This is a genomic window from Pedobacter sp. MC2016-24, assembly GCF_015223055.1.
Lineage (GTDB): Bacteria > Bacteroidota > Bacteroidia > Sphingobacteriales > Sphingobacteriaceae > Pedobacter.
The window spans coordinates 637483-653736 of record NZ_JADFBX010000002.1 but is presented as its reverse complement, the minus strand read 5'-3'; the positions used below and the strand labels follow the sequence as shown (position 1 = coordinate 653736).

The 16254-nt window shown below is 40.0% G+C and carries 15 protein-coding genes; 7 read left to right on the top strand and 8 right to left on the bottom strand.

Features of this window, described 5'->3' with window-relative positions; genetic code table 11:
* Nucleotides 1–46 precede the first annotated feature (46 nt).
* The 4 genes from rplI to IM797_RS08420 all read right to left on the bottom strand — a co-directional run bounded on the left by rplI (nt 47) and on the right by IM797_RS08420 (nt 1881).
* Nucleotides 47–490 carry a 50S ribosomal protein L9 gene (rplI, locus tag IM797_RS08435; protein WP_194126652.1) on the bottom strand — a complete coding sequence of 148 codons (444 nt, stop codon included), beginning with the start codon at nt 488–490 and terminating at the stop codon, nt 47–49.
* Nucleotides 491–500: 10 nt separating this feature from the next.
* Nucleotides 501–764: a 30S ribosomal protein S18 gene (gene rpsR, locus IM797_RS08430; RefSeq protein ID WP_012780908.1), complete on the bottom strand. Its 264-nt coding sequence runs from the start codon at nt 762–764 to the stop codon at nt 501–503.
* A complete protein-coding gene (gene rpsF, locus IM797_RS08425; protein WP_194126651.1) occupies nt 764–1123 on the bottom strand; it encodes a 30S ribosomal protein S6 in 360 nt (119 codons plus the stop codon). Before rpsF ends, rpsR begins: the two co-directional genes overlap by 1 nt.
* A gap of 167 nt (nt 1124–1290) precedes the next feature.
* Nucleotides 1291–1881 carry a hypothetical protein gene (locus IM797_RS08420; protein ID WP_194126650.1) on the bottom strand — a complete coding sequence of 197 codons (591 nt, stop codon included), beginning with the start codon at nt 1879–1881 and terminating at the stop codon, nt 1291–1293.
* Nucleotides 1882–2128: 247 nt separating this feature from the next.
* Here IM797_RS08420 and IM797_RS08415 point away from each other — a divergent pair, with 247 nt between their 5' ends.
* Nucleotides 2129–3001, top strand: coding sequence for an AraC family transcriptional regulator (locus IM797_RS08415; RefSeq protein ID WP_194126649.1), 873 nt, complete (start codon nt 2129–2131; stop codon nt 2999–3001).
* An 88-nt stretch (nt 3002–3089) separates the two neighbouring features.
* On the top strand, nt 3090–4952 hold the full coding sequence (locus IM797_RS08410) for a DNA polymerase III subunit gamma/tau (protein WP_194126648.1): 1863 nt from the start codon (nt 3090–3092) through the stop codon (nt 4950–4952).
* Here the strand turns inward: IM797_RS08410 and IM797_RS08405 are convergent, their stop codons facing one another.
* Nucleotides 4953–5375: a hypothetical protein gene (locus tag IM797_RS08405; protein ID WP_194126647.1), complete on the bottom strand. Its 423-nt coding sequence runs from the start codon at nt 5373–5375 to the stop codon at nt 4953–4955.
* Nucleotides 5376–5490: 115 nt separating this feature from the next.
* Entirely contained in the window at nt 5491–7710 is a 2220-nt protein-coding gene (locus IM797_RS08400) for an NADP-dependent isocitrate dehydrogenase (RefSeq protein WP_194126646.1), read from the bottom strand.
* A gap of 241 nt (nt 7711–7951) precedes the next feature.
* On the opposite strand from IM797_RS08400, the gene IM797_RS08395 reads away from it, so the two are divergent.
* Nucleotides 7952–10666, top strand: a complete 2715-nt coding sequence (locus IM797_RS08395; RefSeq protein ID WP_194126645.1) for an outer membrane beta-barrel protein — start codon at nt 7952–7954, stop codon at nt 10664–10666.
* Nucleotides 10667–10715: 49 nt separating this feature from the next.
* Complete coding sequence (locus IM797_RS08390; protein ID WP_194126644.1) at nt 10716–12782, top strand: TonB-dependent receptor; 2067 nt, start codon at nt 10716–10718, stop codon at nt 12780–12782.
* Between the two features lie 16 nt (nt 12783–12798).
* On the opposite strand, the gene IM797_RS08385 is transcribed toward IM797_RS08390, so the two are convergent.
* The gene (locus tag IM797_RS08385) at nt 12799–13134 is read right to left on the bottom strand and encodes a single-stranded DNA-binding protein (RefSeq protein ID WP_228098761.1); all 336 of its coding nucleotides are present in this window, start codon (nt 13132–13134) and stop codon (nt 12799–12801) included.
* Nucleotides 13135–13355: 221 nt separating this feature from the next.
* Between IM797_RS08385 and IM797_RS08380 the strand changes: the two genes are divergently transcribed.
* Genes IM797_RS08380 through IM797_RS08370 form a run of 3 tightly spaced genes read left to right on the top strand, consistent with a single transcriptional unit; the run spans nt 13356 to nt 15605 of the window.
* Nucleotides 13356–13727, top strand: coding sequence for a hypothetical protein (locus IM797_RS08380; RefSeq protein WP_194126643.1), 372 nt, complete (start codon nt 13356–13358; stop codon nt 13725–13727).
* A gap of 12 nt (nt 13728–13739) precedes the next feature.
* Nucleotides 13740–14861 (top strand): serine hydrolase, encoded by a 1122-nt coding sequence (locus IM797_RS08375; RefSeq protein ID WP_194126642.1) that lies wholly within the window; start codon nt 13740–13742, stop codon nt 14859–14861.
* A 3-nt stretch (nt 14862–14864) separates the two neighbouring features.
* The gene (locus IM797_RS08370) at nt 14865–15605 is read left to right on the top strand and encodes a ThuA domain-containing protein (RefSeq protein ID WP_194126641.1); all 741 of its coding nucleotides are present in this window, start codon (nt 14865–14867) and stop codon (nt 15603–15605) included.
* Here IM797_RS08370 and IM797_RS08365 read toward each other — a convergent pair.
* On the bottom strand, nt 15602–16180 hold the full coding sequence (locus tag IM797_RS08365; RefSeq protein ID WP_194126640.1) for an HPP family protein: 579 nt from the start codon (nt 16178–16180) through the stop codon (nt 15602–15604). The genes IM797_RS08370 and IM797_RS08365 overlap by 4 nt on opposite strands.
* Nucleotides 16181–16254: the final 74 nt, after the last annotated feature.

The following is a 16254-nucleotide window of genomic DNA, read 5'->3' as shown; positions in this document are numbered from 1 at the left end:
GCTTCCTGAAATCAGGAAGCTTTTTTAGTATCTGTCAAGTATAAGATTACTCAGCAACTACTTCGAAAGGAACTTTAACTTTCACTTCTTTGTGTAAGTTTAAGTTGGCAACATACTCACCAACAAATTTAGGCTCAGTTTCGAAAGTAATACGGCGACGGTCAACTTCAAAACCTTTTTGTTTCAAAGCATCAGAAATCATGATGGTATTTACAGCACCAAAAATCTTTCCTGTCTCACCAGCTTTAGCACCGATTGTCAATTTAACATCAGTTAAACGCTCAGCGATACCTTCAGCATCTTTCTTAATTTTATCTTGTTTAAAAGCAGCTTGTTTTAAGTTTTCTGCTAATACTTTTTTAGCTGAAGGAGTAGCCAAAGCACCAAATCCTTGTGGGATTAAGTAATTACGACCATATCCTGGCTTTACATTAACGATATCATCTTTCTCCCCTAGGGACTTAATATCTTGTTTTAAAATGATTTCCATGTCTCAGCTCCTATTTTAATTGGTCAGCAACGAAAGGCAACAATCCAATGTGACGTGCGCGTTTTACCGCTTGAGCCACTTTACGTTGAAATTTCAATGAAGTACCGGTTAAACGGCGAGGTAAAATTTTACCTTGATCATTGATGAATTTCAAAAGGAAGTTTGCGTCTTTGTAATCGATATATTTAATACCATTTTTTCTGAAACGGCAATATTTTTTTCTGTTATCGTCCACCTTTGGGGCGGTAACATATTGTATTTGATCCTTTGCCATTATACTGCAGCCTCCTGTTTAGGTTTTTTGTTAAAAGCACCACTACGTTTCTTCTCATTGTAAGCAACCGCATGACGGTCTAATCTAATGGTAAGGAAACGTAAAACACGCTCATCGCGTTTTAGTTCTAATTCCAATTTACTAATAACCTCACCTGAAGATTTGTATTCTGTAAGGTGAAAAAATCCGCTTGCTTTTTTTTCAATCGGATACGCTAATTTTCTCAAACCCCAATTGTCCTCTTGAACAATTTCGGCTCCGCTATCAGAAATGATTTTGCTGTATTTGGCAATCGCCTCTTTTGCAATTTCATCTGATAACAACGGGGTTAGAACGATAACAGTTTCGTACTGATTCATTGTTATTATTGTTTTTAATTAATCCGCTCTTAATGCGGGCTGCAAATGTAGTTATAATTATCTTTAAAACAAAGAACTGTTTCAATCTAAGTTCCTCAGTATTCGCTAAATAAAAAAGAGGTTCCTGCTGAGGCAACCTCCTTAAAAGTATAAATTTCTCCAGGCGATTACATTTCAACCATTTGTGTAAACTCTTGATTGTCAAATTTAATGACAAAGTTCAACTCATTCACATCAACTTTGGCTACATTAAATCGTTTAACGAATTGATCTGCACCTTCAAAGGTCTTATCGTACACCAGTTCGCTATTGCCATTATAAATCTGAACAACAATTGGTCCTTTTGCTCCATTACCCAGGTTTAAAGTCACGATGTCGTTTTCTTTAGTCAACAAAGGGATAACCTTTTCAACAACTACCGGATCAGAAACTACTGTTTCACCGTCTTTGATCACAACCTGGTATTCAGCTACTGTCGACGATGTTTCCAATTTAAATGTATAATTTCCATTTGGAAAAGAATTCAGATCATAAATTCTGTTCGAAGCCGATTTAGCTTTAATTTTTTGCTTATATAAAACCTCATTATTGGCTCCATAAAGAGAAACCTCTACAACCTGAGCCTCATTAATGAAAAAACCGATCGATTTTTCGTTTACACTCTTAACTTTGAAGGAAAAATCACCTTCATTCGCATACAAACCAGCAGAATTGAATAACAAAACTGCGATTAAACTGATTTTTAAGAAATTTTTCATGATAAAAATGTTTAAAAAGTGAATAATTACTTGATGAAACAAAATTACCACTCAATTCAATCGTTTTTTTATTGCATATTCCCACATATCTATGCTATATTAACAACAAATCTGAATTTCAGTTCAAAAAAGACAATAAAGCATTTCTAATTCAGATAAAACACAAAAAATTTATAATTTTAAAGCAGGGTCCTGACACGGATAATTGCGACTACTTTATTACCGATAAAAGACAAATTCCATTTCAATGAAAAATATCAAACCCAGTTTCGAAGTTATTGAACCTTCATTTGGAAGCTCGTTTTACTATTCCAAATATGAGGAAAAATTGAATAACAAAGCCCACCTATGGCACTATCACCCTGAAATAGAAATGGTTTATGTAAATGGAGGTGCAGGTAAACGTCAAATCGGCAGCCACCTTTCTTATTATACAGAGGGCGACCTCATCTTAATAGGCAGCAATTTGCCACATTGCGGTTTTACCGATACCAATACCGGCAATAAACATGAGACGGTCATCCAAATGAAATCCGAATTTTTGGGAAAGGATTTTTTAAACCTGCAGGAGACAAAAGGTATTGCCGAATTATTCGAAAAAGCGAAAGCTGGAATCGCCTTTGGCCCGGAAACCAAAAACCTGGTGGGCAACCGCATAGAAATCATGGACATACAAGCACCGTTGGAAAGGTTGCTGACGCTATTAAACGTTTTAAATGAATTATCAAATGCCGAAGATTTCAAAATCTTAAACGCAGCCGGCTTCTCCATGGAAATGCAGGCCCAGGATAACGATCGGATCAGTATGGTGTTCAACTACGTTAAAGATCATTTTCAGGAAGAGATTAACCTTGCTACAATCGCTGGCTTATCCAGCATGACCGTCCCATCCTTTTGCCGGTATTTCAAAAAAATAACTAAGAAAACATTCACCCACTTTGTCAACGAATACCGGATTGTACATGCCTCAAAACTTCTGGCAGAAAAACAAACCAGTATTGCTAACATCAGCTACGAAAGCGGTTTTCATAACTTCAGTCATTTCAATAAGTCATTTAAAGAGTTTACCGGAAAAAGCGCTTCACAATACAGAAAGGAAATCAAGTCGATTTTCAAATGATAAAGCTCTGCCTGTTTACCGTCAATTTTTCAACATTCGGGCATTCTAATATTTCAAGCTCGACAAAAATTCCTATTTTCGTTGGCGAATGGAGAATTTTATAGTATCGGCCCGTAAATACCGCCCGGCAACGTTTGAAACCGTTGTTGGTCAGCAACACATTACAGGTACCTTAAAAAATGCCATCAAAAATAACCAGCTGGCGCAAGCATTCTTGTTTTGTGGGCCGAGGGGTGTAGGAAAAACGACCTGTGCACGTATTCTTGCCAAAACAATCAATTGTACCAATTTAACTGCAGATCAGGAAGCTTGTGGGACATGCGATTCCTGCGTCTCTTTTCAGACCGGTCATTCCTTCAATTTTCACGAGCTGGATGCCGCATCAAACAACTCTGTAGATGACATCCGCAGCCTGATCGAGCAAGTCCGGATACCACCACAGGCAGGTAAATATAAAATATACATCATTGACGAGGTACATATGCTATCGGCAAATGCATTCAATGCGTTTCTAAAAACACTGGAGGAACCACCGTCATACGCTATATTTATATTAGCTACTACAGAAAAACATAAAATACTACCAACAATCCTGTCCCGTTGCCAGATTTTTGATTTCAACAGGATCCAGGTAGATGACATTTCAAATCACCTGAACAAAATTGCACAGCGTGAAAACATTGCTGTAGAAGCAGATGGACTTCATATCATTGCTCAAAAAGCAGATGGCGGACTAAGGGATGCCCTATCGATGTTTGACCAGATTGTAAGTTACACCAATAAGAACTTAACCTACAAATCGGTAATTGACAACCTGAATATCCTGGATTACGATTACTATTTTAAACTGACGCAATACCTGACAACAAGTGATGTCAGCAAGACGCTTGTGCTTTTTGACGAGATCTTAAACAATGGCTTTGATGGCAATAACTTCATCAACGGACTGGCCAGTCACCTGCGTAATTTACTGGTCGCCAAAGACCCTCAGACCACGAAGTTATTAGAGGTAAGTGAAAACATCAAACAGAAATACATCAGCCAAAGTCAGCAGACTTCCGTATCTTTCATATTAACAGCCTTAAATCTGGCCAACCTATGCGACCTGAATTACAAGAATAGTAAAAATCAGCGTTTGCAGGTAGAAATGGCCTTAATTAAGATGTGCCACATTCCATCGGTACTGCAACTCGCCAGCCAACCCAACGGAAATACAGCAACTGACCAGGATCAGATTAAAAAAAAAACTAATCTAAGTTCCGCAGCAATTCCTCCTGCTCCTGCAATTAATCAGGGTTCAGCAGCAGCTGTTACACAGCAAAATACGCCAGCCACACCGTCGATAACCCAAGCAGTTCAAGCCGCTCCTGCGCAGGAAGCAAAACCAACTGTATCACCATCGGTTAGCATACCATTACCCAAAAGGGCAAGTGCACCAGCTGATAAAATTGCTTTAAATCCAATATCTTTAGGACAGCAAAGCAAAGTCAGTTCACTAATACCGTCATTAAACGATCTTAACCGTACGGCCAGTGGAGAAATTGCGAGTGATGAGCCTTCTTTTATCAGTGGAAGTGACCGTGAGCCATTTACCATCGAACAACTGCATTTTTACTGGAATCAATATGCCAATACGGCTAAAGAAGCTGGAAAAATAAACATCTACACATTGATGAGTACCTCCTTACCCATTAAAGAAACAGAGGAAACCCTTTTGCTGGAAATAGAACATAAGCTGCAGGAAAGCATTTTACAGGAAGAAATGATCGACCTGCTCAATTTCCTGAGGCCGAGACTGAGAAACTTCAGCATTTTCATAAAAACCAAACAGGTGGTTAAAGAGGTTGTAAACCGTCTGTACACCAGTACAGAAAAATACCAGTACCTGGTGGAGAAAAATCCGAAACTGGAAGAAATGCGCAGACGGTTTAACCTGGATGTTACGTCTTAATTAATACCCGGGCTTGTCATTTACAGGATAACCTTCTTCATCAAGGTCATCTCTATCGTCTTCTGGCGTACGGGCCAGAATTTCATCTTCCGGACTTAGCAAAACACTTGAGCCTTCGCCATCGATGCGCATTCCCGCGCCTTCTAACTTATCACCAGCTTCGCGTTCCTCATCATACTCATCACCTACATACGGGTTAGCCTCATCATATGTAGAGATGCTGTCTTCTCCGTTCGGTGCAGAGGTATCGTAGGGAAGTGGATGGTCATAATCCTTTTCTTCACCTTTCACATCAAACTCAAAACTATTCTTATCCTTATCATAGGCAAGATTATTAAAATCTTTGGTTTCACCCAAATCTGTTGGATGAAGTTTGTCTGCTGCTTTCTTTGGATCAGACAAGTTTTCTTGTTGCTCGTTCATAAAAGGTCTATTTTATATGGAGATAACGTAAATCCAGTTCCATTTGTTTAGGTTTTTCCACAAATAAAAAGCCCGCACCATAATCATGATGCGGGCCTGTCTATTTTTTTTAAAGCTACAAGCTTTCCAGTGCAGTATTCAAAGTTGCACTTGGACGCATTGCTGCAAAAGCCAGTTCATCATTCGGATGATAATAACCGCCGATTTCCTGAGGCTTGCCTTGTGCGCCAATCAGTTCAGCAACAATCGCCGACTCATTTTCAGCCAATGCTTTAGCCAATGGTGCAAATCTGGCTTGCAGTTCTGCATCTTTAGTTTGAGCAGCCAAACCTTCAGCCCAGTACAACGCCAGATAGAAGTGTGAACCTCTATTGTCAATTTGTCCCACTTTACGTGCCGGAGATTTATCGTTTGCAAGGAACTTTTCTGTCGCTGCATCCAGCGTTTCAGCCAAAACCAAAGCTTTTGGATTGTCCTGGGTTTGTCCCAGATGCTCTAAAGAAACCGCCAGTGCAAGGAATTCACCCAATGAATCCCAACGCAGATAACCTTCGTGCAGGAACTGCTCAATGTGTTTAGGTGCAGAACCACCAGCTCCGGTTTCGAACAAACCACCGCCATTCATTAGCGGAACGATCGATAACATCTTGGCAGAAGTACCCAATTCCAGAATCGGAAATAAATCTGTCAGATAATCACGCAATACGTTACCGGTTACAGAAATGGTATCCTCTCCTTTGCGAATTCTGTCTAAAGTAAATTTAGTCGCTTCAATTGGCGATAAAATACGGATATCTAAACCTGCAGTATCGTGATCTGCCAGGTATTTTTTTACTTTTTCAATGATCTGTCTGTCATGAGCCCTATTTTCATCTAACCAGAAAACCGCTGGTGTAGCAGACAAACGTGCTCTGTTTACAGCCAGTTTAACCCAATCCTGAATTGGCGCATCTTTAGTCTGGCACATGCGGAAGATATCGCCTTTTTCAACATTTTGGTCAAAATATACTTTACCCTCGGCATCACTCACACGGATTGTTCCACTTGCAATGGCCTGGAAAGTTTTATCATGTGAACCATACTCTTCTGCTTTCTGTGCCATTAAACCAACGTTAGGTACAGAGCCCATTGTGGTTACATCAAAAGCACCATGTGCTTTACAATCGTCAATGGTAGCGGTGTATACACCAGCATAACTGCGATCAGGAATTACTGCAAAAGTATCCTGCTGTTTGTTGTCCTTATTCCACATTTGTCCGGATGTACGGATCATTGCAGGCATCGAAGCATCAACGATCACATCAGAAGGTACATGAAGATTGGTAATTCCTTTATCAGAGTTCACCATGGCAATGGCAGGTCCGTTTGCAATCGCAGCATCAATTGCCGCTTTCACTTCTGCTTCTTTCGCGTTTCCTGCAATTTTAGCATATACATCACCTAAACCATTACTGGTATCTACGTTCAGTTCTTTAAACAGATCAGCATATTTAGCAAAAACATCCGCAAAATAAACCTCCACGATTGCTCCAAACATGATTGGGTCAGAAACCTTCATCATGGTTGCTTTCAAATGCACAGAGAACAATACGCCAGCTGCTTTTGCTTCAGCAATAACTTCAGTAATGAAAGATTTTAATGCAGAAAGACTCAACACGGAACTATCGATCACTTCACCTGCTTTTAATGGAGCTAGACCTTTCAGTTCAGACACGGTACCATCTGCGGCTACAAACTCTATTTTAAATTGAGCTGCTTCTGCAAGGGTAACGGATTTTTCCGATGCATAAAAATCACCGGTATGCATACTCACTACCTTGGTTTTCGAATCTGAAGACCAGGCACCCATCGAATGCGGGTTTGCTTTTGCATAATTTTTAACTGCTTTAGGTGCTCTGCGGTCAGAATTACCTTCACGTAAAACCGGGTTTACAGCAGAACCTAAAACTTTTGCATATTTTGCCTTGATTGCCTTTTCTTCGTCAGTCTGCGCATTATCAGGATAGTTTGGCAAGGCGAATCCTTGTGATTGCAGTTCTGTAATTGCACCAACCAGTTGTGGGATAGATGCAGAAATATTTGGCAATTTAATAATATTGGCTTCTGGAGTTGTTGCCAACTGGCCCAGTTCCGTCAACGCATCTCCAACTTTCTGATCTTCCTTTAAATATTCAGGAAAGTTTGCCAGAATTCTTCCCGCTAAAGAGATATCCCTGCTTTCTACGTCAATACCAGCTGAGGCTGTAAAAGCCTGTATGATTGGTAATAATGAGTAAGTTGCCAGCATTGGCGCTTCATCTGTCTTGGTATAGATAATTTTTGAGGTGTGTGACATATACTTTATAAATACGATTATAATGAATAAAAATAAAGCCGACTGTTTATGATAAACATGCTTTTGATTAAATCGCCTAAAGATATAATAAACTGATGAATTTAGGCGCATGAAAATGTGATAAATATATTGTTTAACACTATTTAACTACCCGGAACTATACATTTTCGTATCATTGAAAAACAAAACCAATATAACCACCAGCCAAATTTTTAAATACGGAATTAAACGCCTTCACGTCATGTATAAAATTATCGCCTCAGTATTTTTATGTTTGTTTACGATAGCCTCATTTGCTCAAAATAAAGCATCTGTCAGGGGAATAATTGCAGATTCTTTAAGTAAAACGCCGATAGAATACGCAACGATCGCGATAGTAAATGCCAAAGACACTTCACTCATCTCGTATACGCTAAGTAATAAAAAAGGTGAATTTTCCATTTCCTCCATACCTACAGACAGGCAGACCAGGCTGATCCTTTCTTATGTTGGTTATCAAACCATTACCCGGCAGCTTCAACTCGAAAAAGGCAGAACCAAAGATTTTGGCACGCTATTCTTCAGCGGGAATAACCTGAAGGAAGTGGTGATTGAAGGAGCGCGTTCACCAGTTATCATTAAAAAAGACACCATAGAATTTAATACATCGGCTTTCAAAACCCGGCCCAACGCGGTAGTTGAAGAATTGCTCAAGAAATTGCCGGGAGTACAGGTCAACACAGATGGATCGATTCTGGTGAATGGCAAACAGATCAGCAAACTGCTCATTGACGGCAAACAATTTTTTGGAAACAACCCGAAGATCGCGACACAAAACCTGGATGCCGACCTGATTGCTAAAATACAGGTATACGATGACCGCGAACATGATCCCAATCATAAGATCAGCGCATCAAAAGTGGGTAAAATCATCAATTTAAAGCTAAAAAGTAAAATCAAGAAAAGCACGATCGGAAAATTCTACGGCGGCGGAGGCACACGCGGACGTTATGAAGCCGGTGGAATATTGAGCAGTTTCAGGGATACCTTGCAGATTAGTGTGATTGGCCTGGCCAATAACCTGAGCAAAACTGGCTTTTCAAGGCAGGATTTGAGCGGAATGGGTGGATTTGACCGTTCAGGAGGAGAACAAGTGTACGATGGCACATTTGGAGGGAGAGGCTGGGGCGGCCTGGAAGAAATAAAATCGACCGGTTTTAACATCAACAATGACTATGGCAAGAAATTAAAAATGAACCTGATCTATTTCTACAATGAATCTAACCTGAAAAACCGGGGAAAATCATTTTTAGAGCAAGTGTTAACCGACACCAGGCTGAGCCGGTCATCCAATTACCAGGATGAGCAAAAAATGAACAAACACGCGCTTGGCGGACTCATAGAATGGAATCCTGATACCCTTCAAAGCATCAGGTATGAACCCAAACTTACCTTCAACAAAGAACGATCCACAACTTCGAGTTTTGGCAACACATTCAATACACAAGAGCCAATGGTAAGTGAGTCCAGCAATAACCAACAAAATGATGCCAGCAATACCAATTTCAGACATGAGTTTTCTTACAATAAAAAATTCAAAAAAGAAGGCAGCTCAATCCGAATCTCACATAACCTGGATTTAAATAACAACCTGGAAGACAATTATGCTTTTAGTGAGCTAACCTCATATATAGCCTCGCTCCCTTCAACAACAACAGACCGATACCGAAATCAACGCACCAAAAGAAACTCAGCGAACGTTGCAATAGAATTTACCTATCCCCTGACCAAAAAATTATTCACGGAAACCAATTTGGGAACAAGCTATAATTCAAACCGGGAAGAAGTATCCAGTTTTGATAAAAACGGGCTTACCTCAGAATATGACCTCTTCTTATCTGATCAAAGTAACCTGCTCGTCAGAAATCAGTATATTCAGAATTTCACGCAAAAATTAGGCTATAAATTTAATGATGATTATGTACTTAGGCTAGGGATTAATGCACAGTATCAATCCGTAAAAGATCAATTCAACACCGGTATTCCGGATCGACGTGACCATGGGTTGTACTGGCTTCCTACTTTGGAATTTGAAGGCCCCGCATTTTCTATTCAATACGGTAAAGAAATCCGTCAGCCTGACATTTCAGACCTTCAGCCCATTACCAGAGAGTATGATCCACTCTATAAATCTATAGGAAATCCAAACTTACAGCCCACAACTGCACATGAAATTTCTGGTTATTATTACCGATACTTCAATTCGAAGCAAATCAGTGTCAATGTTTATGGTAACACCAGGTTTTCAGAAAATGACATTATACAAAAAAGCAGCGTTGCAGACAATGGTGCAACAGTAAGAACCAATGTAAACAGAAACGGAAGCTATGCGATTAGCCTTGGTGGAAGCATCGGAAAACAGTTCAAAAAGTCACAAAATTGGCAAATTAGTCTGAATACCAATTTCCGCACAAGTATAGATCAGCGTACTTTTTTCCTGAATGACGATGAAGGCCGTCAATTGCAAACCAGACTAAGCATCGGCGAATCGGTAAATTTTAATTACAAATCATGGATGAGCTTCAACCTGGGTTACCGGTTCAACAATTCCAGCACTGCGTACAAAGAAGTTGACTATGAAACCATTCACAATTATACACATACGCTCGAAGCCACATCAACTTTGCGTTGGCCTAAGCGCATAGAATGGGAACTCAACTATAACTACAAGTACAATCCACAAATAGGTGTCGGTTTTCAAAAAAGCGCCAACATCCTCAATGTGGCCGTCTCGCAACAAATGTTAAAGAAAGACCGCGGACAACTGAAACTTTCAGTGTATGACCTGTTTGACCAAAACATCAGCATCTATCGCTATGCTTCTGAGAATAGCATTTCAACAGGAGAGTCTCAGATATTGAAACGTTACCTGCTTTTGACCTATCAATACAAACTGAATATAATTAAGAATAAATAGCTAAAATTACAGCATAAATTATAGCCTTTAAATGATAGTTTTGTGTGGAATGAATAAACTTTTAATGGGTTGTTTGATTTTGGCCGGGTCCCAGACCTTCGCCCAAAGCAAACAAGATACCACACGGAAACTTAACGAAGTTGTGATTAAACCTTATTTCTCGGTTCAACCGCGAATCAGGGCCACCGGATCAGTAGGTCTGATCGACCAGGCTGCCCTGGAAAAGCAGTCATCTATGTCACTGGTATCTGTGATGAATACCATTCCAGGTGTTCGCATGGAAGAGCGGTCGCCCGGCAGTTATCGCCTTTCCATTCGGGGCAGTCTGCTTCGTTCACCTTTTGGCATCAGAAATGTAAAAATATATTTCGACGAGTTCCCATTAACAGATGCTGGTGGAAATACCTATCTCAACGCATTAGACGTTTCAGCCCTATCAGGTCTGCAAATATTAAAAGGTCCGCAAAGCGGATTATATGGCGCCAATTCCGGGGGCGTGATACGCATCCAGCCGCAAGGCCTGGATGACAGCCAAACAAAAGCCAGTCTCAATCTAGAAGGTGGTTCATTTGGCAGCTTCCACGAACAGGCAACAGTCAATCAACAATTTCATAATTATGCGATCAATCTAACACAAGCCTACCAGCGAAGCGACGGCTATCGGGACCACAGCGGAATGGACCGTACGTACTTCCAGGCGTTTCAAAAATGGGATTATGCAAAAAATGCCGGTCTAAAAGCATTGCTGTTTTATTCTGATTTACATTACAATACTCCCGGTGGATTAACAGAAATTCAATACCTGCAAAATCCACGCGCCTCAAGGCCGGCTAGCCCAGATACCAAAAGTGCGCTGGAGCAAAATGCGGGGATCTACAGTAAAACCATATATGGAGGCATCTCTAACGATTGGAAAATCAGCGATCAGTTCAAACAGGTAACGGCTATATTTTCTACTTACACAGATTTTAAAAATCCATTTATCACCAATTACGAAAAACGAAAAGAGTTGACATTTGGTCTAAGAACTTATCTTGCATACACGAGGCAGACCGAACAATTAAACTGGGCTTTTAACCTCGGACTGGAAAGCATGAAGACCGGAACCGATTTTAACAACTACGACAATAATTTTGGTACTCTGGCCGCATTACAGGCATCAGACCGCCTAAATGCAGCATCCAACTTTGCTTTTGCCCATTTAAATCTTGATGTACTTGAAAAATTACTATTGGAGGTCTCTATCAGTGCGAACCTCTACCAATATGATTATAAGAGCCTTGCTCCGATTGAAACTTCAAGAAAAACCAATCGGTTTGATACGCAATTTATGCCAAGAGCAGCCCTATCTTATTTAATCAACAAAGAATTTTCCGTCAAGGCCTCTGTAAGCAAAGGCTATTCACCACCTACGCTTGCTGAAGTCAGGGCCTCAGATAACGTGATTAACATAGACCTTCAACCAGAACACGGCTGGAACTATGAAACAGGATTCAAGTACCAGGCTGTCCAAACCAGGCTGTGGGTAGATGTAACGGGTTTTTATTACCACCTTAATGAGGCCATTGTAAGGCGATTAAATGAGAACAATACCCAATACTTTGTCAATGCCGGCGGTACAAAACAATGGGGATTGGAAACGGAACTGAGTTTCCAGGTCATTAAGCCCAATGCATCCGGCATTGTCAGAGCTTTGTTACTGCGCAATAGTTTTACCTGGAGCAGGTTTAAATTTGAAGATTATATAGATAAAACCATCAACTTCTCGGGAAATGACCTGACAGGGGTTCCGAAGACAGTTTCGATCAGCAGCGCAGATATTGAGCTTCCAAAAAACTACTATGTATTTGTACAGCACAATTTCACCTCCCGGATTCCGCTGAATGATGCAAATACTGCATATGCTAAAAAGTACCATTTACTCCAGGCCAAAATTGGCAAGAAAAACCTTTACATAGGAAAGCTCCCTTTTACCGTTTTTATTGGTGCAGATAATCTTTTGAACGAAAAATACAGCCTGGGTAACGACCTGAATGCTGCTGGTGGACGGTATTTTAATCCCGCAGCCAGCAGGAATTTCTATGGTGGTATGCAACTGAGTCTGAACAAAAAGTAAGCTGGTCCCATCTCCTTCAATTGACCACCAGTTCTAAATTATTGACCACAATTTCGGTATTGAAGCGTTGTTCTCCTTTCTTATCTGTGTAAGATTGAGTATTTAATTTACCTTCGATGGTGATCAGGCAACCTTTTTTTACAATGTTTTCCACGAGTTCTACTTTTTTATTCCAAAATACCAGGTTAAACCACTGCGTCTGGTTAATAGGCTCTCCCGATGTACTTTTATAAAACTCATTTACAGCCAGACTCACTCTCGCTATTCTTTTATTGGTTGGAAAACTCACAATCACAGGGTCAATACCAGCTACACCTGTCAGACGAACACTATTTCTTATAACTTCCATCATTTCAAAATTTCTAATTGATCATCAATAATCAACACAATTACTGATCCTGTAAAAATGATTTATACAACTGGAAATATCCGTATGTTATCCGGTTATAAACGTTTATATCCGATTAATTCGGATAATTTTGACAATTATCCCAAAATATTGATAACCTGAAAGACATAAAATTAATTATAATGCATTATTATTACTATATTACAGCTTATTAGATCAGAATCATGGATATTCAAGTAGCAACCAGGAAACGCTTGTGCTTAGATTGCGATAAACCTGTATATGGAAGGGTGGATAAAAAATTTTGCAACGACCAGTGTCGGGTCAGCCACAACAATAAAATCAACCACAACACTATTGAATCCGTCAAATCAATCAATATCATTTTAAAGAAAAACCGTTCTATACTGTCAAAACTAAGTGAGGGCAACAGTACTAAAATCAGCAGTATCAAATTGCTGGGCACCGGATTTAACCGGGATTACCATACCCATACGTATAAAAATTCTAAAGGTGAGTTATACATTTTCTGCTATGATTATGGCTACCTGACTTTAGCCAACGAGGAATTCCTTATTATTAAAAAAAAGATTTAGCTATTCATTGAAATGAACAATTCCGGACGCCCTTATACCTATATCAAAACTGTGCTACTCATTTTAACGGTGACTTTTATGTCTTGTAAGGTCACCCGTTTTGTGGTCTATAATTTCGCCGATATCAAGGATTACAAAAAATTTCCGTCCAGAACTTTACACAATGAATCTCAACAATTCAGCTTCCATAAGGACAGCACGAATAAAGTGCCTGAAAAAATAATCAATGAACATCAAGTGGAGGTCTCATTTGATGAATATCTGGAAAAGAATAAAACAGTTGCATTTCTTTTGATACAAAATGACACCATCAAATGCGAAAAATATTTCAAAGGTTATGACCAAACATCTATAGTTCCATCTTTTTCCATGGCAAAATCTGTCACTTCAATTTTGATCGGATGTGCTTTAGATGATGACCTGATTAAATCCGAACAGGAACCCATCACCAATTACCTACCAGAGCTAAAAAATAAAGGTTTTGAGAAGGTGACCATTAAACACGTATTACAAATGACCTCAGGTTTAAAGTTCAACGAAGGTTATACCAATCCCTTCGGAGATGTCGCGACCTTCTATTACGGAACAAATTTAAGAAAAGCCATATCAAAGATGAGTTTAAAACGCGAACCAGGCCTGCAGTTTGAGTATGTAAGCGGCAATACTCAATTGCTTGGCTTGATATTGGAGCGTGCCTTGAAAACAAAAACCGTCAGCCAGTACTTTCAGGAAAAACTATGGCAGCCGCTTGGAATGGAATATGACGCCAGCTGGAGTATTGATCGTAAAAAAAACGGATTAGAAAAAACATTTTGCTGTATCAACGCCCGGGCGCGCGACTTTGCAAAGATTGGTCGTTTGTACTTAAACAAGGGTATGTGGAATAAGCAACAAATTGTTTCTAAAAATTGGGTATTGGAGTCTACCACGGTAAACACTAAAAATGGAAGTTCATGGTACTATCAAAATCAGTGGTGGCTTCCAAACAAAAGTGGAGATTTTATGGCTGCCGGAATTTTGGGACAGTACATTTATGTGAACCCCGCAAAAAATATGATCATCGTCCGTCTCGGCAAAAGCAAGGGCAACGCAGATTGGGAAAAACTATTTACTAACTTAGCTAAAAACTATTAAACCATGTATAAAACCATTTCTTCATTATCCCTGGCCACCTTACTGATCTTTCTCCTTTCAACTGCGGTTTTGGCCAAAAAGAAAAAACTCCTGATTTTCTCTAAAACAGCAGGTTTTCACCATACCTCTATCCCGGCTGGTATTACAGCCATTCAAAAACTGGGATTAGAAAACAAATTTGAGGTGGATACCAGCACCAATTCAGAAAAAATAACTACTCAAAATTTAAAACAGTATGCGGCAGTCGTGTTTCTGAGTACCACAGGAGATATCTTTAATGCCGCACAGCAGACTGCTTTTGAACAATATATTAAAGCTGGCGGAGGTTTTGTTGGCGTACATGCGGCCACGGATACCGAGTTCGACTGGCCATGGTATGGGAAACTCGCTGGCGCTTATTTCACCAATCACCCCAAACAGCAAATGGCGACTTTAAATGTTGTCGACAGAAAAACCATTTCTACTGCACATTTACCTGAAGTATGGAAAAGAAAAGATGAATGGTACAACTTCAAAGATATCCAGGGCGATCTGAAGGTTTTAATTACGCTTGATGAGACCAGTTACGAAGGTGGTAAAAACCCAGGCTACCATCCCATTGCCTGGTATCGTGATTTTGATGGCGGGCGTTCGTTTTACACCGGACTGGGCCACATTGACGAGTCTTATACAGATCCTTTATTTTTAAAACATTTACTGGGTGGCATTCAATATGCCATGGGAATAAAAAAAATGCCGCTTTAATTTGACGGGCGTTTTCTTTTTCGAAAAATGGGCTGAGCGGGATAACTTCGATGCCTCAGGTTGTTAAATACCAGGGCTACCAGAAAGAGGATCAGTACCCCTGTTAAAACCGGGGAAAGTACGTAAAGATATCCCATAGCTTTAATCTTTGCCCCACCAGTTACCGCAATCAAGGCCGTTGCTCCACCTGGTGGGTGCAGCGTTTTCGTTACCTGCATGGCTACGATAGACAGGGAAACCGCAAGTGCACAGGCAAACCAAAGCTCATTTGGAAACAGCTTGATTATGGTTACACCAATGATTGCCGAGATCACATGGCCGCCAATCAGATTACGTGGCTGTGCCAGCGGGCTGTTGATGATTCCATATACCAATACAGATGAAGCCCCAAAAGATCCAATCAGGAATAAATTCTCACTGGCTACTAAATACTGGCTATTGAGTAAACCAATCAACCCGATCCCTACAAAAGAACCTAAAAAAGTTAGGATGTGTTCTTTGGCATCAATTAGTGTTTCGCGGTACAAAATATATCTTGCCCTCCTGTAGTGCTTACGTATTCTTTTTCTTGGCATTCAATCGCAGTATTCGCCGCAAAAATAAAACAATCTCTAGTTATATACTAGTCATTATCAAAAGCTTTCCTTTT